The sequence below is a fragment of the Serratia ureilytica genome, assembly GCF_017309605.1.
GTDB lineage: Bacteria > Pseudomonadota > Gammaproteobacteria > Enterobacterales > Enterobacteriaceae > Serratia > Serratia ureilytica.
The window spans coordinates 3,322,503-3,344,654 of the sequence record NZ_CP071320.1; the positions used below are offsets into that span (position 1 = coordinate 3,322,503).

Annotated in this window: 23 protein-coding genes; 10 read left to right on the forward strand and 13 right to left on the reverse strand. The window is 60.9% G+C overall.

Translation table 11 applies throughout. The features are described from left to right. The first annotated feature begins 75 nt into the window (after positions 1 to 75). Positions 76 to 1,443 carry an L-serine ammonia-lyase gene (locus J0X03_RS15595; RefSeq protein WP_033642507.1) on the forward strand — a complete coding sequence of 456 codons (1,368 nt, stop codon included), beginning with the start codon at positions 76 to 78 and terminating at the stop codon, positions 1,441 to 1,443. A 54-nt stretch (positions 1,444 to 1,497) separates the two neighbouring features. On the opposite strand, the gene J0X03_RS15600 is transcribed toward J0X03_RS15595, so the two are convergent. The 9 genes from J0X03_RS15600 to J0X03_RS15640 all read right to left on the reverse strand — a co-directional run bounded on the left by J0X03_RS15600 (position 1,498) and on the right by J0X03_RS15640 (position 9,872). Continuing rightward, positions 1,498 to 2,163: a response regulator transcription factor gene (locus J0X03_RS15600; RefSeq protein WP_033642506.1), complete on the reverse strand. Its 666-nt coding sequence runs from the start codon at positions 2,161 to 2,163 to the stop codon at positions 1,498 to 1,500. Beyond that, complete coding sequence (locus tag J0X03_RS15605; protein ID WP_033642505.1) at positions 2,160 to 3,548, reverse strand: FKBP-type peptidyl-prolyl cis-trans isomerase N-terminal domain-containing protein; 1,389 nt, start codon at positions 3,546 to 3,548, stop codon at positions 2,160 to 2,162. Before J0X03_RS15605 ends, J0X03_RS15600 begins: the two co-directional genes overlap by 4 nt. After that, positions 3,545 to 3,967: a hypothetical protein gene (locus tag J0X03_RS15610; protein ID WP_046686746.1), complete on the reverse strand. Its 423-nt coding sequence runs from the start codon at positions 3,965 to 3,967 to the stop codon at positions 3,545 to 3,547. The genes J0X03_RS15605 and J0X03_RS15610 overlap by 4 nt, the downstream gene beginning before the upstream one ends. 24 nt (positions 3,968 to 3,991) lie before the next feature. Then, the gene (locus J0X03_RS15615) at positions 3,992 to 4,546 is read right to left on the reverse strand and encodes a fimbrial protein (protein WP_160204139.1); all 555 of its coding nucleotides are present in this window, start codon (positions 4,544 to 4,546) and stop codon (positions 3,992 to 3,994) included. Between the two features lie 50 nt (positions 4,547 to 4,596). Continuing rightward, entirely contained in the window at positions 4,597 to 5,235 is a 639-nt protein-coding gene (locus J0X03_RS15620) for a fimbrial protein (RefSeq protein ID WP_053088499.1), read from the reverse strand. Positions 5,236 to 5,309: 74 nt separating this feature from the next. Next, complete coding sequence (locus J0X03_RS15625; protein ID WP_103681969.1) at positions 5,310 to 6,074, reverse strand: fimbria/pilus periplasmic chaperone; 765 nt, start codon at positions 6,072 to 6,074, stop codon at positions 5,310 to 5,312. Positions 6,075 to 6,153: 79 nt separating this feature from the next. Next, entirely contained in the window at positions 6,154 to 8,688 is a 2,535-nt protein-coding gene (locus J0X03_RS15630) for an outer membrane usher protein (protein ID WP_080376437.1), read from the reverse strand. Positions 8,689 to 8,735: 47 nt separating this feature from the next. Next, a complete protein-coding gene (locus J0X03_RS15635) occupies positions 8,736 to 9,272 on the reverse strand; it encodes a fimbrial protein (RefSeq protein ID WP_033642500.1) in 537 nt (178 codons plus the stop codon). A gap of 78 nt (positions 9,273 to 9,350) precedes the next feature. Beyond that, entirely contained in the window at positions 9,351 to 9,872 is a 522-nt protein-coding gene (locus J0X03_RS15640; protein ID WP_025302212.1) for a fimbrial protein, read from the reverse strand. A 663-nt stretch (positions 9,873 to 10,535) separates the two neighbouring features. Here J0X03_RS15640 and J0X03_RS15645 point away from each other — a divergent pair. The 3 genes from J0X03_RS15645 (at position 10,536) to J0X03_RS15655 (ending at position 12,430) form a co-directional block, all read left to right on the forward strand. Continuing rightward, positions 10,536 to 10,868 (forward strand): hypothetical protein, encoded by a 333-nt coding sequence (locus J0X03_RS15645; RefSeq protein WP_046686743.1) that lies wholly within the window; start codon positions 10,536 to 10,538, stop codon positions 10,866 to 10,868. Between the two features lie 232 nt (positions 10,869 to 11,100). After that, positions 11,101 to 11,919, forward strand: coding sequence for a fimbrial protein (locus J0X03_RS15650; protein ID WP_033633691.1), 819 nt, complete (start codon positions 11,101 to 11,103; stop codon positions 11,917 to 11,919). A 19-nt stretch (positions 11,920 to 11,938) separates the two neighbouring features. Continuing rightward, positions 11,939 to 12,430 carry a fimbrial protein gene (locus tag J0X03_RS15655; RefSeq protein ID WP_226772988.1) on the forward strand — a complete coding sequence of 164 codons (492 nt, stop codon included), beginning with the start codon at positions 11,939 to 11,941 and terminating at the stop codon, positions 12,428 to 12,430. A 102-nt stretch (positions 12,431 to 12,532) separates the two neighbouring features. On the opposite strand, the gene J0X03_RS15660 is transcribed toward J0X03_RS15655, so the two are convergent. Then, positions 12,533 to 13,738 (reverse strand): serine hydrolase, encoded by a 1,206-nt coding sequence (locus J0X03_RS15660; RefSeq protein ID WP_033633487.1) that lies wholly within the window; start codon positions 13,736 to 13,738, stop codon positions 12,533 to 12,535. A 466-nt stretch (positions 13,739 to 14,204) separates the two neighbouring features. Here J0X03_RS15660 and J0X03_RS15665 point away from each other — a divergent pair, with 466 nt between their 5' ends. Further along, on the forward strand, positions 14,205 to 15,572 hold the full coding sequence (locus J0X03_RS15665) for a pyridoxal-phosphate dependent enzyme (RefSeq protein WP_033642499.1): 1,368 nt from the start codon (positions 14,205 to 14,207) through the stop codon (positions 15,570 to 15,572). Between the two features lie 12 nt (positions 15,573 to 15,584). After that, a complete protein-coding gene (locus J0X03_RS15670) occupies positions 15,585 to 16,730 on the forward strand; it encodes a trans-sulfuration enzyme family protein (RefSeq protein WP_033642498.1) in 1,146 nt (381 codons plus the stop codon). A 59-nt stretch (positions 16,731 to 16,789) separates the two neighbouring features. Here J0X03_RS15670 and J0X03_RS15675 read toward each other — a convergent pair whose 3' ends face one another. Then, positions 16,790 to 17,812, reverse strand: a complete 1,023-nt coding sequence (locus tag J0X03_RS15675; RefSeq protein WP_033644235.1) for an isopenicillin N synthase family dioxygenase — start codon at positions 17,810 to 17,812, stop codon at positions 16,790 to 16,792. Beyond that, positions 17,757 to 17,993, reverse strand: coding sequence for a hypothetical protein (locus J0X03_RS15680; RefSeq protein WP_142002179.1), 237 nt, complete (start codon positions 17,991 to 17,993; stop codon positions 17,757 to 17,759). The genes J0X03_RS15675 and J0X03_RS15680 overlap by 56 nt, the downstream gene beginning before the upstream one ends. 107 nt (positions 17,994 to 18,100) lie before the next feature. On the opposite strand from J0X03_RS15680, the gene J0X03_RS15685 reads away from it, so the two are divergent. Beyond that, positions 18,101 to 18,757, forward strand: a complete 657-nt coding sequence (locus tag J0X03_RS15685; RefSeq protein WP_033642497.1) for an HAD family hydrolase — start codon at positions 18,101 to 18,103, stop codon at positions 18,755 to 18,757. Between the two features lie 91 nt (positions 18,758 to 18,848). Further along, positions 18,849 to 19,469 (forward strand): glutathione S-transferase family protein, encoded by a 621-nt coding sequence (locus J0X03_RS15690; RefSeq protein ID WP_160204138.1) that lies wholly within the window; start codon positions 18,849 to 18,851, stop codon positions 19,467 to 19,469. Between the two features lie 13 nt (positions 19,470 to 19,482). Here the strand turns inward: J0X03_RS15690 and J0X03_RS15695 are convergent, their stop codons facing one another. Continuing rightward, positions 19,483 to 20,583 (reverse strand): PQQ-dependent sugar dehydrogenase, encoded by a 1,101-nt coding sequence (locus tag J0X03_RS15695; protein WP_033642495.1) that lies wholly within the window; start codon positions 20,581 to 20,583, stop codon positions 19,483 to 19,485. A gap of 131 nt (positions 20,584 to 20,714) precedes the next feature. Between J0X03_RS15695 and J0X03_RS15700 the strand changes: the two genes are divergently transcribed. After that, complete coding sequence (locus tag J0X03_RS15700) at positions 20,715 to 21,134, forward strand: GNAT family N-acetyltransferase (protein WP_149543027.1); 420 nt, start codon at positions 20,715 to 20,717, stop codon at positions 21,132 to 21,134. A gap of 11 nt (positions 21,135 to 21,145) precedes the next feature. Then, the gene (locus tag J0X03_RS15705) at positions 21,146 to 22,129 is read left to right on the forward strand and encodes a magnesium and cobalt transport protein CorA (RefSeq protein ID WP_033642493.1); all 984 of its coding nucleotides are present in this window, start codon (positions 21,146 to 21,148) and stop codon (positions 22,127 to 22,129) included. Positions 22,130 to 22,152: the final 23 nt, after the last annotated feature.

Below are 22,152 nucleotides of genomic sequence, written 5' to 3' on the forward strand. Positions count from 1 at the left end.
GCTTGCGCGCCGGCCCTCCCGCACTCCCCCATTTCCCGTATTCACCGCCTGAAACCTGAAGAAGGAGGCGAGACCATGGTCAGCGTTTTCGATATTTTCAAAATCGGCATCGGCCCATCCAGCTCCCACACCGTTGGCCCGATGAAGGCCGGCAAACAGTTCGTCGACGAGCTGATCGCGCACCAGCAGTTGCAGGACACCACCCGCGTGGTGGTCGACGTCTACGGTTCGCTGTCATTGACCGGTAAAGGTCACCACACCGACATCGCCATCATCATGGGCCTGGCCGGCAACCTGCCGCACGATGTGGACATCGACAGCATTCCGGGCTTTATTCGCGACGTTGAGCAACGCGGCCGCCTGCCGCTGGCCAACGGCCACCACGAGGTGGATTTCCCGCTGCACGGCGGCATGAACTTCCACAGCGACAACCTGCCGCTGCATGAAAACGGCATGCGCATCCGCGCCTTCGCCGGTGAACGCCTGCTGCACAGCAAAACCTATTACTCGATCGGCGGCGGTTTTATCGTCGACGAAGAGCACTTCGGCCAGTCCGCCGAGGGCGCCACGCCGGTGCCCTATCCATTCAAATCAGCGCACGATCTGCAGCAGCATTGCAAGGAGACCGGGCTGTCCTTGTCCGGCCTGGTGATGCAAAACGAGCTGGCGCTGCGCAGCAAGGCGGATATCGACGCGCATTTCGCCGATGTCTGGCAGGTGATGAGCGCCGGTATCGAGCGCGGCATCAACACCGAAGGGCTGCTGCCCGGCCCGATGAAAGTGCCGCGCCGCGCCGCCGCGCTGCGCCGCATTCTGGTGACCGGAGACAAGAACAATATCGATCCGATGAACGTGGTCGATTGGATCAACATGTTCGCGTTGGCGGTCAACGAAGAGAACGCGGCCGGCGGCCGCGTGGTCACCGCGCCGACCAACGGCGCGTGTGGCATCATCCCTGCGGTGCTGGCCTACTACGACAAGTTCATCCGCCCGGTGAACGCCAACTCCTACACCCGCTATTTCCTGGCGTCCGGCGTGATTGGCGCGCTGTACAAGATGAACGCCTCGATCTCCGGCGCCGAAGTCGGTTGTCAGGGGGAAGTGGGCGTGGCCTGTTCAATGGCGGCGGCCGGGTTGACCGAGCTGCTCGGCGGCAGCCCGGCGCAGGTGTGCATCGCGGCGGAGATCGCCATGGAGCACCATTTGGGGCTGACCTGCGATCCGCTCGCCGGCCAGGTTCAGGTGCCGTGCATCGAACGCAACGCCATTTCCGCCGTTAAGGCGGTCAACGCCGCACGCATGGCGATGCGCCGGACCAGCGAACCGCGGGTTTGTCTGGATAAGGTGATCGAAACCATGTACGAGACCGGCAAAGACATGAACGCCAAATACCGCGAAACCTCACAGGGCGGGCTGGCGATCAAGGTCGTGGCCTGCAACTGATCGCCACGGCGAGGCACTTAAGGCGCCGGCCGGTGTGACTTGGCCGGCGCCGTTTCAATAGCGATCCTTTCCTGCCGCAATGCCGGGCTGAATGCCCGCACGAAGCCCCACAGCCCCGGGACGAGCGCTGTGCCGCAGCCAGCCGTAAAGTTCGGCATTACGCCGGAATCCCATTTTACGCATGACGCTCATCTTGTGATTGCTGACCGTCTTCACGCTAATATCCAGCATCCGGGCGATTTGCGTGACTCCCATCTCCCGCGTCATGCAGCGCATGATCTCTTGTTCGCGCAACGTCAAGCCCCGGTGTTGGCATGCGCAGTTCCTGCCACAGCTCAGTCGGCCCGACCATTTGCTGCGCCGCTCCAGCTCGGCGCTCACCTGATACAGCGCCGAAACCAACGGCATATCGTGGTAGATGACGCCGGCCTCCAGCGAGCAGCGGTTACCGACGGTGCGTTTATGCCGTCCCTCCGGCGTTCGCAACGAGAAATACAGCGTTTTACGCCCCACGGGCTGCGCCTCAGAGAGGTGACAAAAACAGCTTTGCACGCCGGGAGGAAAATAGCAGAACACCAGATCGGCTTCATGAGCCTGCCGCGCATCCACTAACAGCGTGCGCTTGCCGTAAGTGCTGAAGTGCAGCGCCAGAGCCTCTTGCCAACCGGCGCTGAAGTATCGATTCTCATCAAATAACGCGATTTTTATCATCGTGTTCATCCCTGCCCTCCCGCCGTGTCGGCTTCCCGTTTAACCGCCTGGACGCCCTTTGCCGGCGCCTGGCTGTTGTCGATGCGCAATTCATAAACCATGGTGGCGTTGGGCGGCACCTTCGGCGGGTAGCCGGTTTCACCGTAGGCCAGCGCCGGCGGCACGACCATCGTCAACGAGCCGTGGTTGTGCAGATGACTTATCGCCTCCCGGAACAGCGGCGGGTATTCGGACAGCGGTTGCGACAGCACCTTGCCGCTCAGATCCATATCCTGGATCACCGTGCCGTCGGTCAGCTTCTCTTTCACCACAACATCGACCACCGCCGTTGGCGCCAGCGCCCCCTCCCCGGCATAATCCACCCGATACCAGAAGCCCATCGCCGACTGCTTTACGCCCTTTTGTTGACTGAACTGCGTCAGGTAATCGTCATCGCGCCGCCGCTGCTGGTTAACGCGTTTCTCACGCGCGGCCACGGCGGCGGCATCCGCCTGCGCCGTCAACGTATTCAGTTCCTGCGGCGACAGCTGCAAACGTCCCGACACGCTGTCGATAACGCCCGCCAACAGGCTGTCGCGATCCACCGGCACGCCCCAGCTTTGACGCTCCGTCATCAACCCCTGAATATCCCGCCCCAGCGCACTGCCCGCCGCATAGGACAAACGCTTGCGTTCATCCTTCAACTGCTCCGGCGTCATCTCCCATTGCAGCCGCTTACGCAACGCCAGCAGGTCTTCGCGCGCCTGCTGAGTCGCCTTCTGCTCACCGGCCCGCTTCTGCTCGCTTTCTTCCAACGCGGCGCGCAGAGCGTGCAACGCCTCCTGGTGCTCGCGTTGGCGTTGTGCAAGCGTTTGTGCCGATGCCTGCGCGGCAGACTCAAGTTCGGTGACGCGCCGTTCGGCCTGCGCCGCCGTCGCTCTGCTTTTGGCGGTTTCCTGCGTCGCCTGACGCAACAGCGCCTCGGCGCGCTGCACGTCGGGCGAACCGCGCCAGGCGGCGCCCAGCCCGGCGATCCACTGTTGAAGCGTTGACGAGTCCGGCAACGCCGCGACGGGTGGCGCCGCTTTCTCCGCCCGCAGCGCGGCGAGCTCCTGGCGCAGCGCCGTCAGCGCCATTCGCTGGCGCGCCAGCTGTTGATCGCGCGCCAATAATTCCTGGCTCAGCGTAAACGTTTTGGCCGGTGAGGTGGATTGGCTGTTGTCCGACAGGCGCTTCGCCGGCTCACGCTTTTTTTTCCCTGACTCACGGTCGTCCGGCGCCGTTTTTTCGGTCGCCGGACCGATATTCTGCCGTTGATACTGCTCGGCAAACTGCAGCAGCGCCGGCACGCCGTCGTCCGCTTGCGCGACGCCGGCGAACAGCAAAGCGACACAGCCCAGCAGACGCAGCCTCATTTAACCTGCTCCCCGCGATCCGCCAGCCCGGTCAACACCGCCTGATTCACCCCGGCACACAGATAGTTGACCTTGTAGCGATACAGCGCATCCACCGTCTCCTGCGTGTCACCGTTTACCCGGGCGCGCAGGTTGGCGTACTGGGAAGCGCCGCTCATCAGGCTGTCGAACGCCTGTTTGTAGCGCTGATACTGTTTCTCGTTGATCGTGCGCAACGCGCCCAGTTGCTCCTGACACTGCCGCAGTTGCTCGGCCTCACGTTGCTTGCGCAACACCTCTTCTGACGGAGGTTGCGCAGCCTGATTTTGGGTGTTCACGGCAGGCTTGCCCGGCTTTTGGCTTTGGCAAGCGGCGGCGCTCAACGCCAACAGGCACAGCATCCCCATGCGCAGGGCGTGATTGACGTGCTTTCTCATCATTGCGTTTCTTGTCCTTGTAGGCGCTTATTCGTATTCCAACGTGAAGGTGGCCACCGCGCTGAAGGTGCCGCGGCCGATGGACTTCGTCTGGATGGCTTCCGGCTCTCCCTGCACATAGGCTTGCAGCGTGAGTGTGGTGTTGCCGGCGTTCAGACGGAATTTATCGCTGGCGCGATTGAGCGGCAGCGCCTTGCCGCTGCTGTCCTCCAGCCCGATGCCGATCCCCGACGCCAGGCTGCCGCCATCCAACGCCAACAGGCCGGGCAGTTTGGCGTTCTCAGTACCGGTAAACGTAATGGCCACCGTATTGCCCAGGCTGAGATCGCACTCGGTCAGGTGCAACGCGAAGGTTTGGCTGTGGGTGCGGGTGTTCAGGTACAGGTATTTGTCGACGATGGTGCCGAAATCCAGTTGGATGTCCTCATCCCCCGGTTGTATGACACACGGCTCGGCCACCAGCGTACCGTGAAAGCGCATGTTTTCCGCCGCAGCCGCCGGCTGCGCCATCATGCCGGCCGCCATGACCATGCCGGCCCCCAACAGCGCGCTCCGGCGCCGGTTCGTCTCTGTCGCGCACATGACGCCACTCCCTTTGGTTGTGCTTGCGCCGCCCCGGCACAAGCGGCGTATTAGTCGTAATAAAGGCGGAAATCGATCGCCGCACGGTAGGCGCCGGCGCTTAGCGTCGCTGGGGTGCGCACCGGCGTCACCGTATACGTCAGGGTGTTTTGCCCCGGCGTCAGCAAGATCGGTTTGTTACGCGCGCCGAGGCGCACCGGCAGGCCGCTGGCATCCGCCAACTGCAGCCCCAAGCCGGTGACGCCGGCAACCCTGACCAGACCCGGCGCGTCGTCATCCGTCGGCGCGGAAAACGCGACGGACACCGCAGGCTGGCTACCGCTCCAGGCCAGAACCCCGGTCCAGGCGTCGCGGTTGCTCGCCGGCGCCCGCAGGCAGTCTTTCAGCGTCAGCTCGAAGGCGACCGGCGTGCCGCGATCGCCCGGGCGCTGGAAGTGCGCCGTTCCCGTCTCGCCCAGCCATACCTCCTGGCGGGCGGTGGTCATTTCCAGGCTGCAGGCGCTTTCCGTTAACGCGCCGTAGACGTGGAGCGTGCCGTTCGCCCCCTCAACGTCCCAGTTATCCACCGCGCGGGCCGGCGGCATCAGCATCAACATCGTGCCCGCCGTCAGCGGCACCATCAGCGCGGCCAACACCGTCAGGCCAATAGTGCGTCGCTGATGACGTTCATAGGCCTTTCCCAACAGCATGGGGTTCTTTCGTTGCATGATTCGTTCACTCCGCTGTGTTCATGACTTGGTCTTCCCTGCTTGCGCGCGGCGCGTCATTTGGCGACCGGCACGACCTGGCAGGCATTGCCGGCGCAGCGGAAGTTCAACTGCGGCCGACCACCGTAATCGTTGATGTACGCCAGCGACGGGCCGCTGCCGAGGCTCGCGGCTGAGACGTTCAGCGAGGCGCTGGCCTTCGGTGCCACCATCAACGGTTCAAAGCCGGCGGCCCCTTTCCCGCCCTTGCCGGCGCTCGCCTCAACGATCGTCACGTAATACGGGGTCGGGTTGTTCACCACGTACTTGTCGCCCTGCCGGGTCAGCGTCAGCTGCTCCTGCCACGGTGCGGCGTTCTTTTTCGGGGCGAGCGCCGCCGGGCGATAAAACATTTTGATGCGCGTCTGCAACGCTATCTGCAGCGTGTTCGGCTTATTGCTGCGCGGCGGGATCTCGCGCAGGTTGAAGTAATACAGCGTCTCCCTGTCCTGCGGCAGCTGACGCGCCGCCGGCAGCGACTGGATCTTCACCTGGCTCGGTTTGCCCGGCTCCACCCGCTGCACCGGCGGCAGCACGGTGAAAGGGCTTTGGATCTTGTTGCCGCGCTCGTCTTCAATCCACCCCTGGGCCAGATAGGGCAATTGCTTATTCTGATTGCTGATGTTGAGGCTGACCGTTTTCTGGTCGCCGTCGAAAATCACGCGCGTGCGATCCAGCGCGATAGCCGCATGGGCGGGCAGGCCGATCGCGCCGATCGTCAACGCGGCGGCGAGCGAGCTCAAAAGGGAAACGGTCTTTCTGGTCATAGTCAGATTCATCATGTCTTCACGGTTCCAGTCAGCCGAAGGCGGGCGATTCCGCCCCGGCGGTTTAGCGGCGAAGCACGCTCCGCCGGGGGTATCAGTTGGCGTTCTCCGCCGGCTTGTTACCGGTGAGAGGACGGCAAGGCAGCAGCAACGTGTTCATCAGCATTTCGGCCGGCAACGGCGCCGGCAGCTGGATTTCACACTGCGCCGCGCCGTTCCAGTGCACGCTCATGCGCTCGCCGGGGTTGAGGCCGGACAGGTAAACGCTGCCGCCGTCATTGATGATGCCGGTCTCCTGTTTGCGGGCGTTCAGCACCGTGGCGCCAAACGGCGGCTCACTGCCGTCCGCCAGCTTGACGATCGCCATCGCCTTCTCGCCGGCAATCACCTCGAACTTGCGGTAGCCGATGGCGCCCTCGGTCAACGTGGCCTGCACCACGGAACGCGTCGCCTCGACGTTGTCGCCCAGGCTGTTGAGATCGATGCTGGCCTTGTTGCGGTAGTAGCTGTTCACATCCGCCACCACCGCCTTGCCGTAACGGTTGGTCAGCACCGTACTGCCGTAGCCACGCACCGGCACGCCGGCGACGCCTTCGGTATCGAGCAGCAAGCGCGTGCCGCCCGGCGTATTGACGCGATGCAGCACCGCCCCTTCCGCCGCCATCGTCAGGCCGCCCTGCGCGCCAATGCCGACGGCGCTATAGCGGCCGGCCTGGTAGCTGGCGTTGGCGTTGATCTGCGCCATATCGCCCTGATGGCTGTAATACCCGCTGGCGGTCGCCCCACTGCGCGCGGCACCCGCGCTGATCTGATAGTTGTTGTGTTCATCGACCCGGTTGTAGTAACCGACCCGATGGGCGTTCTCTTCGCGATCGAGCGTCATGTTGTAACTGAGCGTCCCGGCGCTGCCCCAGGGCAGCGACAGCGACAGGTACATCCCGTCGTCGTTACGCTCGTTGTAACGGTTGCGATAGGCCGACAGCGATACGCTGACGTTCTTGAAATCGCCGATATCGAAGTAGCGCGATACCATCAGGTTGTAACGATCGTTCGGCGCCCGATCCCAATAGGTTTGGTGGCTGTAGTTGAGATAGGTGCTGAGCCCCAGATCGCGGAACTGTTTGTTGAAGGTGATGGTGTACATCTCCTTGCTCTTGCCGCTGCGTCCCCCTTCGTAACGCGCATCGAGGTAGTCCCCCATGCTCATGAAGTCCTCCTGGGAGAAGCGGTAACCGGCGAAGGTGACCTGGCTGTCGTATTCATCGAAGTTCTTCGAATAGCTCAACCGATACGAACCGCCGGTAAGCGTGCCCTCCTGCGGCAAACGCGCGCGCGACTGCGTGGCGTCGAACGACAGCGCCCCCAGCGCCATCAGATCGCGCCCGATCCCCAGCGACAGCGCGTTGTAATCGCCGCCGGCGATGCCACCGCCGTACAGCGACCAGCCGTTGCTGATGCCCCAGGAGAACTCGCCGGTGCCGAACATCGGCCCGCGCAGGTGATGCCCCCACTCCGACGGTTTGCCCGTCGCCAGCTTGTAACGCACCGTGCCCGGGCGCGTCAGGTAAGGAATGTTGGCGGTGTTCATCTTGAACTCCTGCACACTGCCGTCCTGCTCTTCGACGCGCACGTCCAGCTCGCCGGAAACGGCGTCGTTGATGTCCTGAATGCGGAACGGCCCCGCCGCCACTTGCGTTTCATACAGCACGCGCCCTTGCTGGCTGACCACCACCTTGGCGTTGGTTTTCGCCACGCCGGTCACTTCCGGCGCATAGCCGCGCAGGTTGGGCGGCAACATGCTGTCGTCGGATCGCAGACTGACGCCGGTAAAGCGCAGGCTGTCGAAAATGTCGGAGTTCAGGTAATCCTCCCCCATCGTCAGCCGCGAACGCAGCGCCGGGATCGCCCGATAGGCGTAATAGCGGCTCCAGTCGAACTGTTTGTCAGTCGGCTGAGAAGATCCGGTCTGGTGGTTGAGGTTGGCCTGCCAATCGGCGCGCAGGCGCCAGGCGCCCAGGTTGGCGCCGCCGGTGCCGTTGCCGCTCAGGCTGTAGCTGCTGCCGCCTTTCTGGTGCTTTTGCGTTTGGGCGTTGACGTTATAGTCAAACAGCAGCCCGGGAATACCGTCATCCCAGCGAGAAGGCGGATCCCAGTTTTCCGAGCTGTACTCCAGATAGGCCTGTGGGATGTTGAGATACAGCGCGGAACTGGCGAGATCGCCGCGCGCTTCCATCCCCGCCAGACTGGAGGCGTCAAGGCAGCGGCCGCCGTGTGTCCAGTTAAGCGTGCTTAACAGCTTTTCTTTCAGCCCCAGTTGGTTGACCAATGCCGGTGAAAGACAGGCTTCACTGCCTTTAGGCTCGTTCTCAGGCGCCAAAAACGTCACCGGCTGTTCCGGCAGGTCGTTCTTATTGACGTGCACCACCATGGTATAAACGCCCGGCATGATGTAGCCGCTGCGCGTAAATTGGCTCAGATCGATATTTTTACGATCGTTGATGTCTAATACGTCAGTATTGAATTGAATAACGTCGGCGGCATAGACCAACGCGATCGGATTTCCCAGAGAAAGGGCAACACAGAGCCCCAAAGCTTGAAGACGAAATAACTTCCCTGCCGGTGAAAGCATAATAAAAGTCCTTTCAATAACGAATTAACCGTCAGTACGAGAAAAAATCAAAAATAATCCAGCTTAAAACGCACTGTGGAAAAATACGCTCCCGCCTTCAACGGCTGATGATTCGGCATCAACGTCATGGAATAATTCAGCACTCTATTTCCCGGTATTATTCCTTCCATCGGTAAGGGTTTCCCTGGAATAACCGGCGTGCCGTTGCTGTCTTTTATCTTCAATGCGACGCCGCGCGCCTCGCCCTGTACGCCAAACAGAGCGCCTTCCGCATAACCATCAAACGTGACCTGAAAGAATTTCCAATCAGGTTTGTTTTCCGGCCGTTCCAAAATGCAGTTGACCAATTCAATACTGAAAGGTTTGGTCATCCCCTGGCCGTCACGAATGATCTGCCCGAGAGGAAGAGTGTCCATATCGATCGTCTGATCGCGGCTGCCGGCGGCAATGGCGCAGGCGGTGTCGATAATGGCGCCGTGCATACTGACCTTGCCCCACCCCTGCGCGGCGGAAGTTGCATAGCCGGGCGCAAACGCCAACGACGCCAAAAGAACGGCACCCGCTCGATTCCTTGGTAAAAACATCGCGACATTCCTTTGACAGGGAGATTCACCAGGCATGCGGCGAACCCCATGCCTGGTTGATTAAGCCTTCGGACTCACTTACTGATAAGCCAGGGTGAAATCGGCTACGGCGGTGAAGTCGCCCGGAACGATGGCGGCGGAAGCGCCTTCGCCCTGCAGGTAGGCGGCGAAATGCAGGGTGTTATTGCCGGTGTTCAGAGTCTGCGCGGTAGTCGCTTCACCCAGTTTGATCGGCTGGCCGTTGTAAGAGATGGCTACGCCGGCGCCGCTGGCGGTGCCCGCGATGCCCAGCAGATCCTTATCGGTAGACGATGCTACGCCGCTGAAGGTGGTTTTAACGGTTTTCAGGGTGGTGATGTCGCACTGCTCCAGCTTGATTTCAAACGGACGCGGGTTGGATTTGCCGCCGTTTTTCAACGCCACGTTGGACACCTGGCCCAGATCAACGGTCTGATCGATCGACTCAGGCGCAATAGAGCATGGCGCATCAATAATAGAGCCCGTGAAGGTGACCTTACCGTGTCCCTGATCGGCTGCCTGTGCAAAAGAACTTGCGCCAAATGCAATCACTGCAGCCATCATGATTTTGTTAAGTTTCATAGAACCTATATTCCTTATAAGAAAAAATGCATATTCCAATCAAGAAAAAGAGCAACAGGAAACCTGCTCGCGCTTATATGTGCGCAGCCCTGATTCTTTAGCATCTTGCTAGTTGGTTAACTGCCAAAACCCAAAGGCACCGACAATAAAAAGTCGATAACGGTAAGTCTGCAGCAGCCCACCCATTAATGAATTCGTCCTATAAAAATAAACGAAATCACAACGAGCAGGGGCCAATACTTTCTAATCCGCCCTTCTTGTCCGGCGATGAATATTCTGGCAAATGCCTCTCAGCAAAAAAAGGCTTTTTTTGATCAAGGCGAACATTCGCAATTTATTTCCTAATTAAAGTTAATTTACTGTTATTTTTAGGCTCATAGATCGTAAAAAATACTTTTATAGAGCAATATCCTGTTTTTGCGAGATTCACAAGTAATCAGATCGCAAAGTGGCACTTTGTGAATATAATAAACCAAAATTTTAGGTTTCTGCGTGACGCCCCCCTGCCTGAACATAGGTAAAAACGGGGCGGGCAACGCCTTTTTTTTCAATCCTGATAAATAGATAGGAATTTTCTTTGTTCGCGTTTTACCTCGTTGTTGGTAGACGGCGAATGTTTGTTTTTTCTTAGGAATACGGCAATCGGAATACAGAGGAAGTGCTATGGAAGCGTTATCTCCGAAACAAAAGGAAATACGGCAATTGCAGCACGATCTGCTGCAAACATTATTCGCGCAATCGCCCCGTCAATGTCCCGTCGCCGGGCCGCCGCCACAGCAGCAGTGGCTCTCGACACGGCAACTGGCCAATGCCGTCAACGTCGGTGTTTACCGGGCTCGACGGCTGTTATTGGATCTTGTCGCCCGACAAGAAGTGATTGTGACGGACGGCTCCATCAACAACTCGTTGAGGTGGTATCCCACCGCGTTGTTAGGCGGTGGCGATAACAACGGCATACCCAACAAAGATGCATCTCACTCTCCTTTAACGGAATAAATATGGCCAGCCGGCCTGATTGGCAATATTTCATTGCGGAGTAACGCCGCACACCATTTATATATATCGGGATATTATCGTGAGAAAAACAGCCCTGCTATTTTTACGTTGCTGCCTGGCACTCTCTTTCTTCCTGCTGTTTGGCAACGCCAACGCATTTACTTGCCGCACGTCCGATGGCGGACTTATTCCCCCGGGGGGATCGGCCACGCCGGTTGACGTCCGGGTTCGCATCGGGCCGCAGCTTTCTTATGGCAAAAACGAAATCGTCAACGTCAGCCAGGTCACCTGTAAAAACGACGTCGCGAGCTGGTACGACTATCTCAAAACCGATAGCCCGGCGCTGTCGATGAACGGCGCGATTTTTGGCTCGATCGGCAGCGGCACGACCATCAACGGCAGCGACTATAACTCCCCGGTGCCTGCCGGCATCAGCGTACTCAGCCTCACCGGCTTGCAGACCCAGTCTGTCGCCATCCGGGTCTATATCGTGTTGAACCGTTTCCCAACGCCGGACATCAAGGTGAATAAGGGTGACGTCATCGGCCAAATCAACTTTATTCAGACCAACGATCAACCGGGCTGCCCACAGTGCGGCGTTTATCGCTGGCGCCTGATCGCCGACAACGACGCCTACTTCGTCACCACCAGTTGCACCATCAACAACGGCCAGCAAATTAATGTCGATTTTGGTCAGATCCGCCAGGACTTCCTGACCCAGAGCGCCAACGACGCCCAGATCAAACAGGACAAAGCGCTCAGCTACCAGTGCGACGATCAGAGTGCGACGCAGGATATTCTGATCCGGATGGTCAGCGACGCCAGCGGCTTCTCCAGCGATTTTATCAAGACCACCAACCCGAACGTCGGCGTGGCCATGGTGCACAACGGCGCGGTGGTAAAGCCCAACAATGCCTTCAGAACGCGCATCGTCAACGGTCTGGGCAACGACACCGTCACCTTTGTGCCGGTGAAGAACAATGTCCCTTACACCAGCATCGCCACCGGTCCGCTGTCGGGCTCGGCCACGCTGATCTTCAGCGCACCTTGAGACGGGAGCCAGAATGAACATGACGATAAAAACGGGCTGCGCCCTGCTGTTGGCGCTGGAATTGATTAGCTCGGCCGCTCAGGCCGCCGATCAGGGCACCAAAGTCAACATCACCGCCACCGTGGTGGCGCCTCCGCCTTGCGTGATCAACGACGGGCGCACCATCGATATCGACTTCGGCAAGGTCGGCATCAAACGCATCGACGGCAGCCGCTATATGCAACGCATCGATTACAGCATCAAATGCGAGTTTCTGGATAACAGCCGCCAGTTGAAAATGAAGATCATGGGCAGCGCGGCGGCCTTTGACAACAGCGTGTTGACCAGCAGCGTCACTGGATTGGGCATCAAGCTGTTGGCCAACGGTAAGGCCTTCGCCATCAATACGCCGCTGAACATCGACTACGCCAATCCGCCGACGCTTGATGCAGTGCCGGTGAAAAACAGCGCCGTCACCCTGGCGGAAGGCGACTTCTCCAGCGGCGCCACCATGCTGGTGGACTATTTTTAAAGCGCCGCTTCGGCCGGATACTGAAAATAAAAAAAGCCGCAACGTCTCCGTTGCGGCTTGGTCGAGGATGGTGCGCCCGGGGCGCTCCTTACATCAGGCTATTCAGCCGAAGATCCCGCCGAACCACTGGCTCAGCTTCATCATCACCATATCCCAGATGCGGCTGAAGAAGTTGCCCTCTTTCACCTCTTGCATCACCACCAGCGGGTGCTGTTCGATGGTTTTGCCGTCCAGCTGGAAATCGATGGTGCCGACCACCTGGTTTTTCGCCAGCGGCGCTTCCAGCGTCGGTTGGGTCAGCTTGTAGCTGGCCTTCAGGTTTTTCATCTGCCCTTTCGGAATGGTGACCGAGGCGTCTTTCGCCACGCCGAGCGGCACTTCGCTGACGTCGCCGAACCACACTTTCTGGGTGACGAATGGTTTATCGGCCTTGATCGGCGTCGCGGTTTCATAGAAGCGGAAGCCCCAGGTCAACAGCTTTTCGCTTTCGCTAAAGCGCACGCGATCGCTCGGCGCGCCCAGCACCACCGAGATCAGGCGCATCGGGCCGTCGGTGGCGGACGCCACCAGGTTGTGACCGGCGCCGCTGGTGTAGCCGGTCTTGATGCCGTCAACGTTCAGGTTGCTGCTCCACAGCAGACGGTTGCGGTTAATCTGGCGGATCTTGTTGAAGGTGAACTCTTTCTCTTTATGCAGCGCGTATTCGTCCGGCACGTCGCGGATCAGCGCCTGACTCAACAGCGCCATGTCGCGCGCGGTGCTGTACTGCCCTTCCGCATCCAGGCCGTGCACCGTCAGGAAGTGGGTATTCTGCAGGCCCAGGGATTTGGCGTAGTTGTTCATCAGGCCGACGAACGAATCCTGGCTGCCCGCCACGTAGTCCGCCAGCGCGATGCTGGCGTCGTTGCCGGACTGGATCACGATGCCCTTATTCAGTTCCAGCACCGGCACCTGATCGCCCGGCTTGATGAACATCAGCGAAGAGCCGCGCAGCGCCGGGTTACCGGGCGCCCAGGCGTCTTTGCCGACGGTGACCATGTCTTCCGGCTTGATCTTGCCGGCCTTGATCGCCTGGCCGATCACGTAGCTGGACATGATCTTGGTCAGGCTGGCGGGATCGAGACGCGTATCGGCATTGCCTTCGGTCAGCACTTTGCCGCTGTTGTAATCCATCAGAATGAAGGCCTTGGCGTCTACCTGCGGCGGCGCCGGCGGCTCGGCCGCGTGTACGGCCGGGGCGGCCAGCAACAGGATGCCTACGCTGAAGGTCAGTTTTTTCAGGGAAGTGGATAAGTTTTTTTTCATCATGACGTCGCCAGAGTGTCCATTCAAAACCATTGAAATAGCGTTAACTTTCAAACATGTTCACGTTTTAAGCCAACCAGCGAGAGTGGCCCGGTGCGCGCGTGCCGGCCGCAACCCCCTGCGGCGCCCGTAGCGGGTAACACAACACACCGAAAATGCCCTTGCTGTGAGTTTATGTGATTTATCTTATTTTTGCAGGGTTTAGCGTGAATTTTCAGCATTTTTACATAACTGTACGCAGGCACGCACTTATCGTTCAAAAAAGCATCGAGACGCGCACTTTGCCCCCATCCACGGCTAAACGGCCAAGCATCTGCACCGCTAAACATCTGCGCTTCCATACGTCTAAAAAAGATTAATATATTCCATAATGGCATATAGAACCGTTATTTGTTCTTTTTAAAGCGCTTATCCTCAGCGCTATCATCCGCACAACGACTTTTATACCGAATAATCCTGGAGATGAGTCATGGCGATCCCCCATTCCGTCATCGAGATGATTGGCAATACCCCGATGTTGGAACTGACCCAGTTTGATACCGGCCCGTGCCGGCTGTTCGTCAAGCTGGAGAACCAAAACCCCGGCGGTTCGATCAAAGACCGCGTGGCGCTGTCGATGATCGAGCAGGCCGAGCGCGACGGCAAACTGCAGCCGGGCGGCACCATCATCGAAGCCACCGCCGGCAATACCGGCCTGGGGTTGGCGCTGGTGGCGGCGCTGAAAGGCTATAAGCTGCTGCTGGTGGTGCCGGACAAGATGAGCCGCGAAAAGATCTTCCACCTGCGCGCGTTGGGGGTAGAGGTGTTGCTGACCCGTTCGGACGTCGGCAAGGGGCACCCGGCTTATTATCAGGATTACGCTAAACGCCTGGCCGGGGAGATCCCCGGCGCCTTTTATATCGATCAGTTCAATAACCCGGCCAACCCGGCGGCCCATACCACCACCACCGCGCCCGAACTGTGGCGGCAGATGGATCATGACGTGGACGCCATCGTGGTCGGCGTCGGTTCCGGCGGCACGCTGGGCGGGTTGAGCCGCTATTTCTCCGAGGTTTCGCCGCAGACGGAATTCGTGCTGGCCGACCCTGCCGGCTCTATCCTGGCGGACTATCTCGACCACGGCCAAATCGGCGAAGCGGGCAGTTGGCTGGTGGAAGGCATCGGCGAAGACTTCGTCCCGCCGCTCAGCGACTTTGACCAGGTGCGCCACGCTTACCGCATCGGCGATGAAGAAGCCTTCACCACCGCGCGCGATCTGCTGCGCAAGGAAGGCGTGCTGGCGGGCTCCTCCACCGGCACCCTGCTGGCCGCCGCTCTGCGTTACTGCCGCGCGCAAACCGAACCCAAGCGGGTCGTGACCTTCGTTTGCGACAGCGGCAACAAATACCTGTCTAAAATGTATAACGACCACTGGATGCTGGAGCAGGGCCTGCTGAGCAAACCGCAGCACGGCGATCTGCGCGATCTGATCGCTTATCGCCACGACGAAGGCGCCGCCGTTTCCGCCGCGCCGGATGACACGCTGGCGATCGTGCACGCCCGCATGCGGCTGTACGACATCTCGCAGCTACCGGTGCTGGAAGGCGATCGGGTGGTCGGATTGATCGATGAGTGGGATCTGCTGAACGCCGTCCAGGCCGACGCCGCCCACTTCAGCCTGCCGGCCGGCAGCGCGATGACCAAGCAGGTCCAGACGCTGCAAAAGGAAGCCGGCTACGAGGAATTACAGGCCACCTTCAACCATGGCCACGTCGCGGTGGTGCTCGACGGCGAGCGCTTCCTCGGCCTGATTACCCGCACAGACGTGCTTAACGCCTGGCGCCAAAAATTACGTTAATAAGGATCCATTATGGCCAAGTTTGATACGTTGACCGTTCACGCCGGTTACACCCCGGACGCGACCGGCGCAGTGATGCCGGCGATTTACGCCACCTCCACCTACGCCCAACCGGCGCCGGGCGAACATACCGGCTACGAATACTCCCGCAGCGCCAACCCAACGCGCACCGCGCTGGAAAGCGCCATCGCCGAACTGGAAGGCGGCAGCCGCGGCTACGCCTTCGCCTCCGGTCTGGCGGCCTGCTCCACGGTGCTGGAGCTGCTCGATAAAGACAGCCACCTGATCGCGGTAGACGACCTGTACGGCGGCACCTATCGCCTGCTGGAAAAAGTGCGCAGCCGCACCGCCGGCCTGCGCGTGACTTACGTGTCGCCGGCGGATCTCGCCGGGCTGGAACAGGCGATCGAGCCGGATACCAAAATGATCTGGGTCGAAACGCCGACCAACCCGCTGCTCAAGCTGGCGGATCTGAGCGCCATCGCCGCGATCGCCAAAAAGCATCAGCTCATCAGCGTGGCGGACAACACCTTCGCCTCGCCGTATCTGCAACGTCCGCTGGATCTGGGCTTTGACGTGGTGGTGCACTCCGCCACCAAATACCTTAACGGCCACTCCGATGTGGTGGCGGGCGTCGCGGCGGTGGGGAATAACCCGGCGCTGGCGGAACAGCTCGGTTTCCTGCAAAACGCGGTCGGCGGCATTCTCGATCCGTTCAGCAGCTTCCTGACGCTGCGCGGCATTCGCACTCTGGCACTGCGCATGCAGCGCCACAGCGACAGCGCGCTGCGCATCGCCCAGTGGCTGGAGAGCCAGCCGCAGGTGGAAAACGTCTATTACCCCGGCCTGCCGAGCCATCCGCAGCATGAGCTGGCGGCGCGCCAGATGACGCGCTTCGGCGGCATGATCTCGGTACGGCTGAAAGGCGACGACGCCTATGCGCGCCGGGTCATCCAGCGTTCGCGCCTGTTCACCCTGGCGGAAAGCCTGGGCGGCGTGGAAAGCCTGATCAGCCAGCCGTTCAGCATGACGCACGCCTCCATTCCGCTGGAACAGCGCCTGGAAACCGGCATCACGCCGCAGCTGGTGCGCCTGTCGGTAGGGATTGAGGATGTGGAAGATCTGATCGCCGATCTGCAGCAGGCGCTGGCGGAATAATCGCCGCATCAGCGCACCATCAGCCCGGCCGACGCGCCGGGCTTTTTTACGCCCGGCGTTCAGACGCCGATGACGTCCTGATAAAAACGGTGCGCCACATCGGGGTGAGAGCGGATGCGCCCTTTCAGGTAATTGTCGCCCACGTCGCGAAACAGCGGGTTGAGCGGATCGCTGGCCGGGCCGCGCGCCTGCGCCGCCAGCTGCGGCGGCAGTTGATACAGCGGCACCACCGCGTCCAGCCGCGCGCCGAGGAAGAAAGCGATCGACAACCTGTCGCGCCCCGCCGGCGGCGTTTCCACCCGGTGCACCGTGGCGCGCAGGTAGCCGTTGGTCGCCAGCTCCAGCAGCTCGCCGATGTTCACCACGAAGGTGTCTTCACGCGGCTGCGCGTCTATCCATTGCCCTTCGCTCACCTCTACCTGCAGCCCTTTTTGCGCGTCCTGCAGCAAAAAGCTGAGAAACCCGGAGTCCTTGTGCGCGCCGACGCCCTGTGCGCTGCCGGTGGCGTCCCGCCCCGGATAGCGGATCAGTTTGATGTGCTCGTTGGGCTTCTCGCCGTACAAACGATCGAACGCCTGCTCCGGCAGCGACAGCGCCAAAGCGAAAGCGCGCAGCAGCCGCAGCGACATGGCGGTCATGGCCTGTTGCCACTGCAGCAGCAGCGGTTTCAGCGTCGGCAGCGCCGCCGGCCACTGGTTTGGCCCCTGCAGGCGCGCCCAGCGCGGCGTGTCATCAGACAGCGTCAGCGCCGGGCGTTCGGCGCCGATATCGAACTGCTCGCGCCAGTCAGGCTGCCCGCGCGTGAGTTCCGCCGCCGCCCGGTTGTAACCGCGAAAGTGCGGCGAATGCACCATCTGCACCGCCAGCTTGTCGGCTTCCGGCAGGGCGAAGAATTGCCGCGCGGCGTGCTGCAGCCGCGCATTCAGCGCGCCGTCCACGCCGTGGCCGCGCAGATAGAAAAAACCGACGTCGCGGGCCGCCGCGCGCAGATCGTCGAGAAAGGCGCGCCGTTGGCGCGCATCACCGTCAAGCTGCGAAAGATCCAGCAGCGGCAGCGTCTTCTGCGTCGTCAGATGCGTCATCATGCGGTTCCTCTTCTTCCCCGATCGCGATCGGGCTGCCATACAGGCGAATAATCAACATTGTCACTCCCCAGCGGGTAGCTGCATTTGCTTCATAGTTATCACCGCGCTCGCCGGAGCGGCCAATATTGTTGCGTTCTAAGTTATGCAAACGTTCAACAAACTGTCGCAAAACCGTCATCAATGTTTCTTATGCTCTGCGCAATTTCGCCGACGCCGCTGGCTGGCGACGTGCGCTATCCGCTATCCTGTAAACGACCTCATACCCTGCCTGCCGGAGAAATACTGATGGATTTAGCCTTATTCGACCTGGATGAAACCCTGATTGACGATGACAGCGCCAGCCTGTGGATCCGCTGGCTGGTCGGCCAGGGGTTCGCGCCGGCGGAGCTGGAACTGCAGGAGCAGCAGCTGATGCAGCTCTATTATCAGGGCAAGCTGTCGATGGAGGACTACATGCAGGCCACGCTGGCGCCGCTGGCCGGCCTGAGCGTGCAAACCGTGGCCGGCTGGGTGCAGCGTTACATCCGCCGCGACATCCTGCCGCGCGTCTATCCCGCCGCCCGCGAACGCCTGCAGTGGCACCGCGAACGCGGCGACTGCATCCTGGTGATCTCCGCCACCGGCGAGCATCTGGTGGCGCCGATCGCCGAACAGCTCGGCGCCGACGATGCGCTGGCGATCGGCGTGGAAATCAGCGATGGCCGCTTCACCGGCAACACCTACGGCACCATGACCTATCAACAGGGCAAGGTGATCCGCCTGCAGCACTGGCTGGCGCAGCACCCGCACCTGAAGTTCGAGCACAGCCACGGCTACAGCGACTCTCTCAATGACAAGGCGATGCTGCAATTCGTCGACAGCGCCACGGTGATCAACCCCGACAGCGAACTGAGCGCGCTGGCGGCGGAGCGCGGCTGGGAAGTGTGCCGCTGGGAACGCTGAGCGGCAGACAAAAAGTGCCCTGCGGTGTGACAAAAAGCGCGTTGTGGCGTAGGTATAGAGGGTCCTTATTATCCGCTAACGGAGTTATCCCATGCTGACCATTTGGGGTCGTGAGAATTCGAACAACGTCAGGAAGGTGCTGTGGTGCGCCGCCGAATTGGGGCTCAACTACACCCACATCAACGCCGGCGGGGCGTTCGGCAAAGTCAACGAAGAGAGTTACCGCGCGTTGAACCCGAACGGCCTGGTGCCGCTGCTGCAGGACGATGACTTCGTGCTGTGGGAGTCCAACACCATCGTGCGCTACCTGGCGGCGAAATTCGGCGACGCGACGTTCTATCCGCAAGATCTGCAGGCGCGCGCCGCCGCCGAGAAATGGATGGACTGGACCACCTCGACGATTGTCCCGGCCTTCACCATCGTCTTTTGGGGCCTGATACGCACCACGCCGGAGCTGCGCGACATGGCGAAAATCGAAACGGCGATCGCCACGCTGGAAAAACACTTCGACGTCATCGAACAGACGCTGGCGCACCAGCCTTACCTCTCCGGCGGCGCGTTCGGTTTCGGCGATATCCCGCTCGGCAGCTTCGCCTACGCCTGGTTCGAAATGCCGATCGCCCGCCGCCCGCGGCCGAACATGGAGCGCTGGTATCAGCAACTGCGCGCACGCCCGGCCTACCAGCGCGGCGTGATGAGCGCACTCACCTGACGCGTGCGGGGCGTTACGACGCCCCGACCTTCAGCAGCTTGCCGTCCCGTTCGTCCGTCAGCAGATACAGGTAGCCATCCGGCCCGCTGCGCACCTCGCGGATGCGTTCGCCGCGATCGCCCAGCAGCCGCTCTTCCGCCACCACCTTGTCCCCCTTCAGCGTCAGGCGAATCAGTGCCTTTTGCGCCAGCGCGCCGATGAACAGCGAGTGCCGCCAGGCGGGGAAGCGCTGCCCATCATAGAACGCCATGCCGCTGAGGCCGGGCGAAACCCGCCAATAGTGGAGCGGTTGTTCGGTGCCGGGCACCCGCTCCCCTTTCGCCTCGGGGATCGGCTGGCCGGAATAGTTGATGCCGTAGGTGGCCAGCGGCCAGCCGTAGTTTTTACCCGGCAGCGGGATGTTGAGCTCATCGCCGCCGCGCGGGCCGTGCTCATGCTCCCAGATTGCGCCGCTCCACGGGTTCAACGCCAGCCCTTGCGGATTGCGATGGCCGTAAGACCAAACCTCCGGGCGTTTACCTGCCTGGCCGACCCAGGGGTTGTCCGGCGGCACGGCGCCCTCGGCGGTCAGCCGCACCAGCTTGCCCTGCAATTTGTCGGTCTCTTGCGCCGTCGGCCGCTGATTGTTTTCGCCCAGCGTGATAAACAGGTAGCCTTGCCGATCAAACGCCAATTTGCCGCCGAAGTGATTGCCGACCGACAGCTTGGGCTGCTGACGGAAGATCACCTTAAAGTTTTCCAGCCGCGCGCCATCGTCGCTCAGGCGGCCATAGCCGACCGCCGTGCCGGCTTTGCCGCCCTCGCCCGGTTCGGCGAAGCTGAGATACACCCGGCGGCTGGCGGCGAAATCGGGCGCCGGCAGCACCTCCAGCAGGCCGCCCTGCCCTTCGGCGTAGACCTGCGGCACACCGGCGATCGGCGGCGACAGCCCTTTATCCTGCTGCCACAGCCGCAGCCGGCCGGGCCGTTCGGTGATAAGCAGGCCTTGTTCCGCCGGCAAGAAGGCCAGCGACCACGGGTGTTCCAGGCCGTCCTGCAGTTGGCTGACCGTCGGCGCGGCGTGCGCCAGGCCGCTGCACAGCAGCAAGCCGGCCAGCAAAGTCAATCGGGGCATGGCGTCCTCCTGAGGATGAAATGACCCGTTTAGTGTAGCCCACTCAGCGGGTGCGGTCGTTTGCATTACATTTCAACAGGTTGCCTTTTGGCTGCAGTGTGCTTAAGTTAACGCATCACCCAGGAGGAATCATGGACATTACCGTTACCGACGCGATCGACGAACAAACCCTCGATGCGATCAGGCAAGGCCTGCGCGCTTACAACCTGCCGCATATCGACGCCCGTCACCGCAAGCCGCTCAGCGTCTATGCGCGCGACGAGGCCGGAGCGGTGATCGGCGGGCTGACCGCCGAAACCTGGGGCAACTGGCTGAGCGTCGAGTGGCTATGGGTGGCGGATACCCAGCGCGGCAGCGGCCTCGGCGGTCGGCTGATGCGCGCCGCCGAGCACGAGGCGCAGGCGCGCGGCTGCCGCTACGCCCGCCTCGACACCTTCAGCTTTCAGGCGCGGCCGTTCTACGAAAAGCTCGGCTATCAGCTGCAAATGACGCTGAAAGAGTATCCGGTAGAACATGAGTGTTATTTACTTACCAAAACGCTGACTGATTAATGGATGGACGGATGGACAGCAAAAGCATGGTGGTGAACTGTGTGGCGTACAAAGCCGGCCAACGGCTGGGCGAAGTGACCATCGACGATATCAGCGAGGTGGTCAAACAGCCCGACACCTTCATCTGGCTGGGATTAAGGCAGCCGGAGCCGGCGTTTATGCGCAAGGTGCAGGAGGAGTTCGGGCTGCACGATTTGGCGATCGAAGACGCGCTGTGCGCGCACCAGCGGCCGAAGCTGGAGACCTACGGCGACTCGCTGTTCATCGTGGTGAAAACCGCGCAGTGGGGCGAGCACGACGAAATCGAATATGGCGAGACCCACTTCTTCGTCGGCAAAAACTTTCTGGTGACGGTGCGCCACGGCGCTTCGCCCAGTTACGCGCCGATCCGCGCCAAGGCGGAAGAGAACCACAAGCAGATGTGCCGCGGACCGGGCTTCGCCCTCTATTCAGTGTTGGACTTCGTGGTGGATAACTACCGCAGCGTGGTGGCGCGCTTCGAGAGCACCATCGAGAACATTGAAGCCAACATGTTTCAGTCAGAGTTCGATCAGGCGGCGATCGAGAACGTCTATACCCTGCGCCGCCATCTGCTGGCGCTGCGCAACGCCGCGCTGCCGATGGATGAAATTTGCAACCAGCTGATCCGCCTGCACGAAGAGGTGATCCCGAAAGAGCTGCGCGCCTACGTGCGCGACGTGCAAGATCACGCCCATCAGGTGGTCAGCAATATCGACGACATGCGCGAAATGCTAACCAACGCCATGCACGTCAACCTGGCGCTGGTGACGGTCAAACAAAACGAAGTGGTGAAACGGCTGGCGGGTTGGGGGGCAATCTTGGCCATCCCGACGGTGGTCTTCAGCCTGTACGGGATGAACTTCGCCGACATGCCGGAACTGAAGTTCCCGTGGGCCTATCACGCCACGCTGGGAGTGACCGCCGTCGGCTGCATTTTCCTGTATCAGAAACTGAAGAAATCGGGCTGGCTGTAAGCGCCAGAACGGCGCTTTTCCCG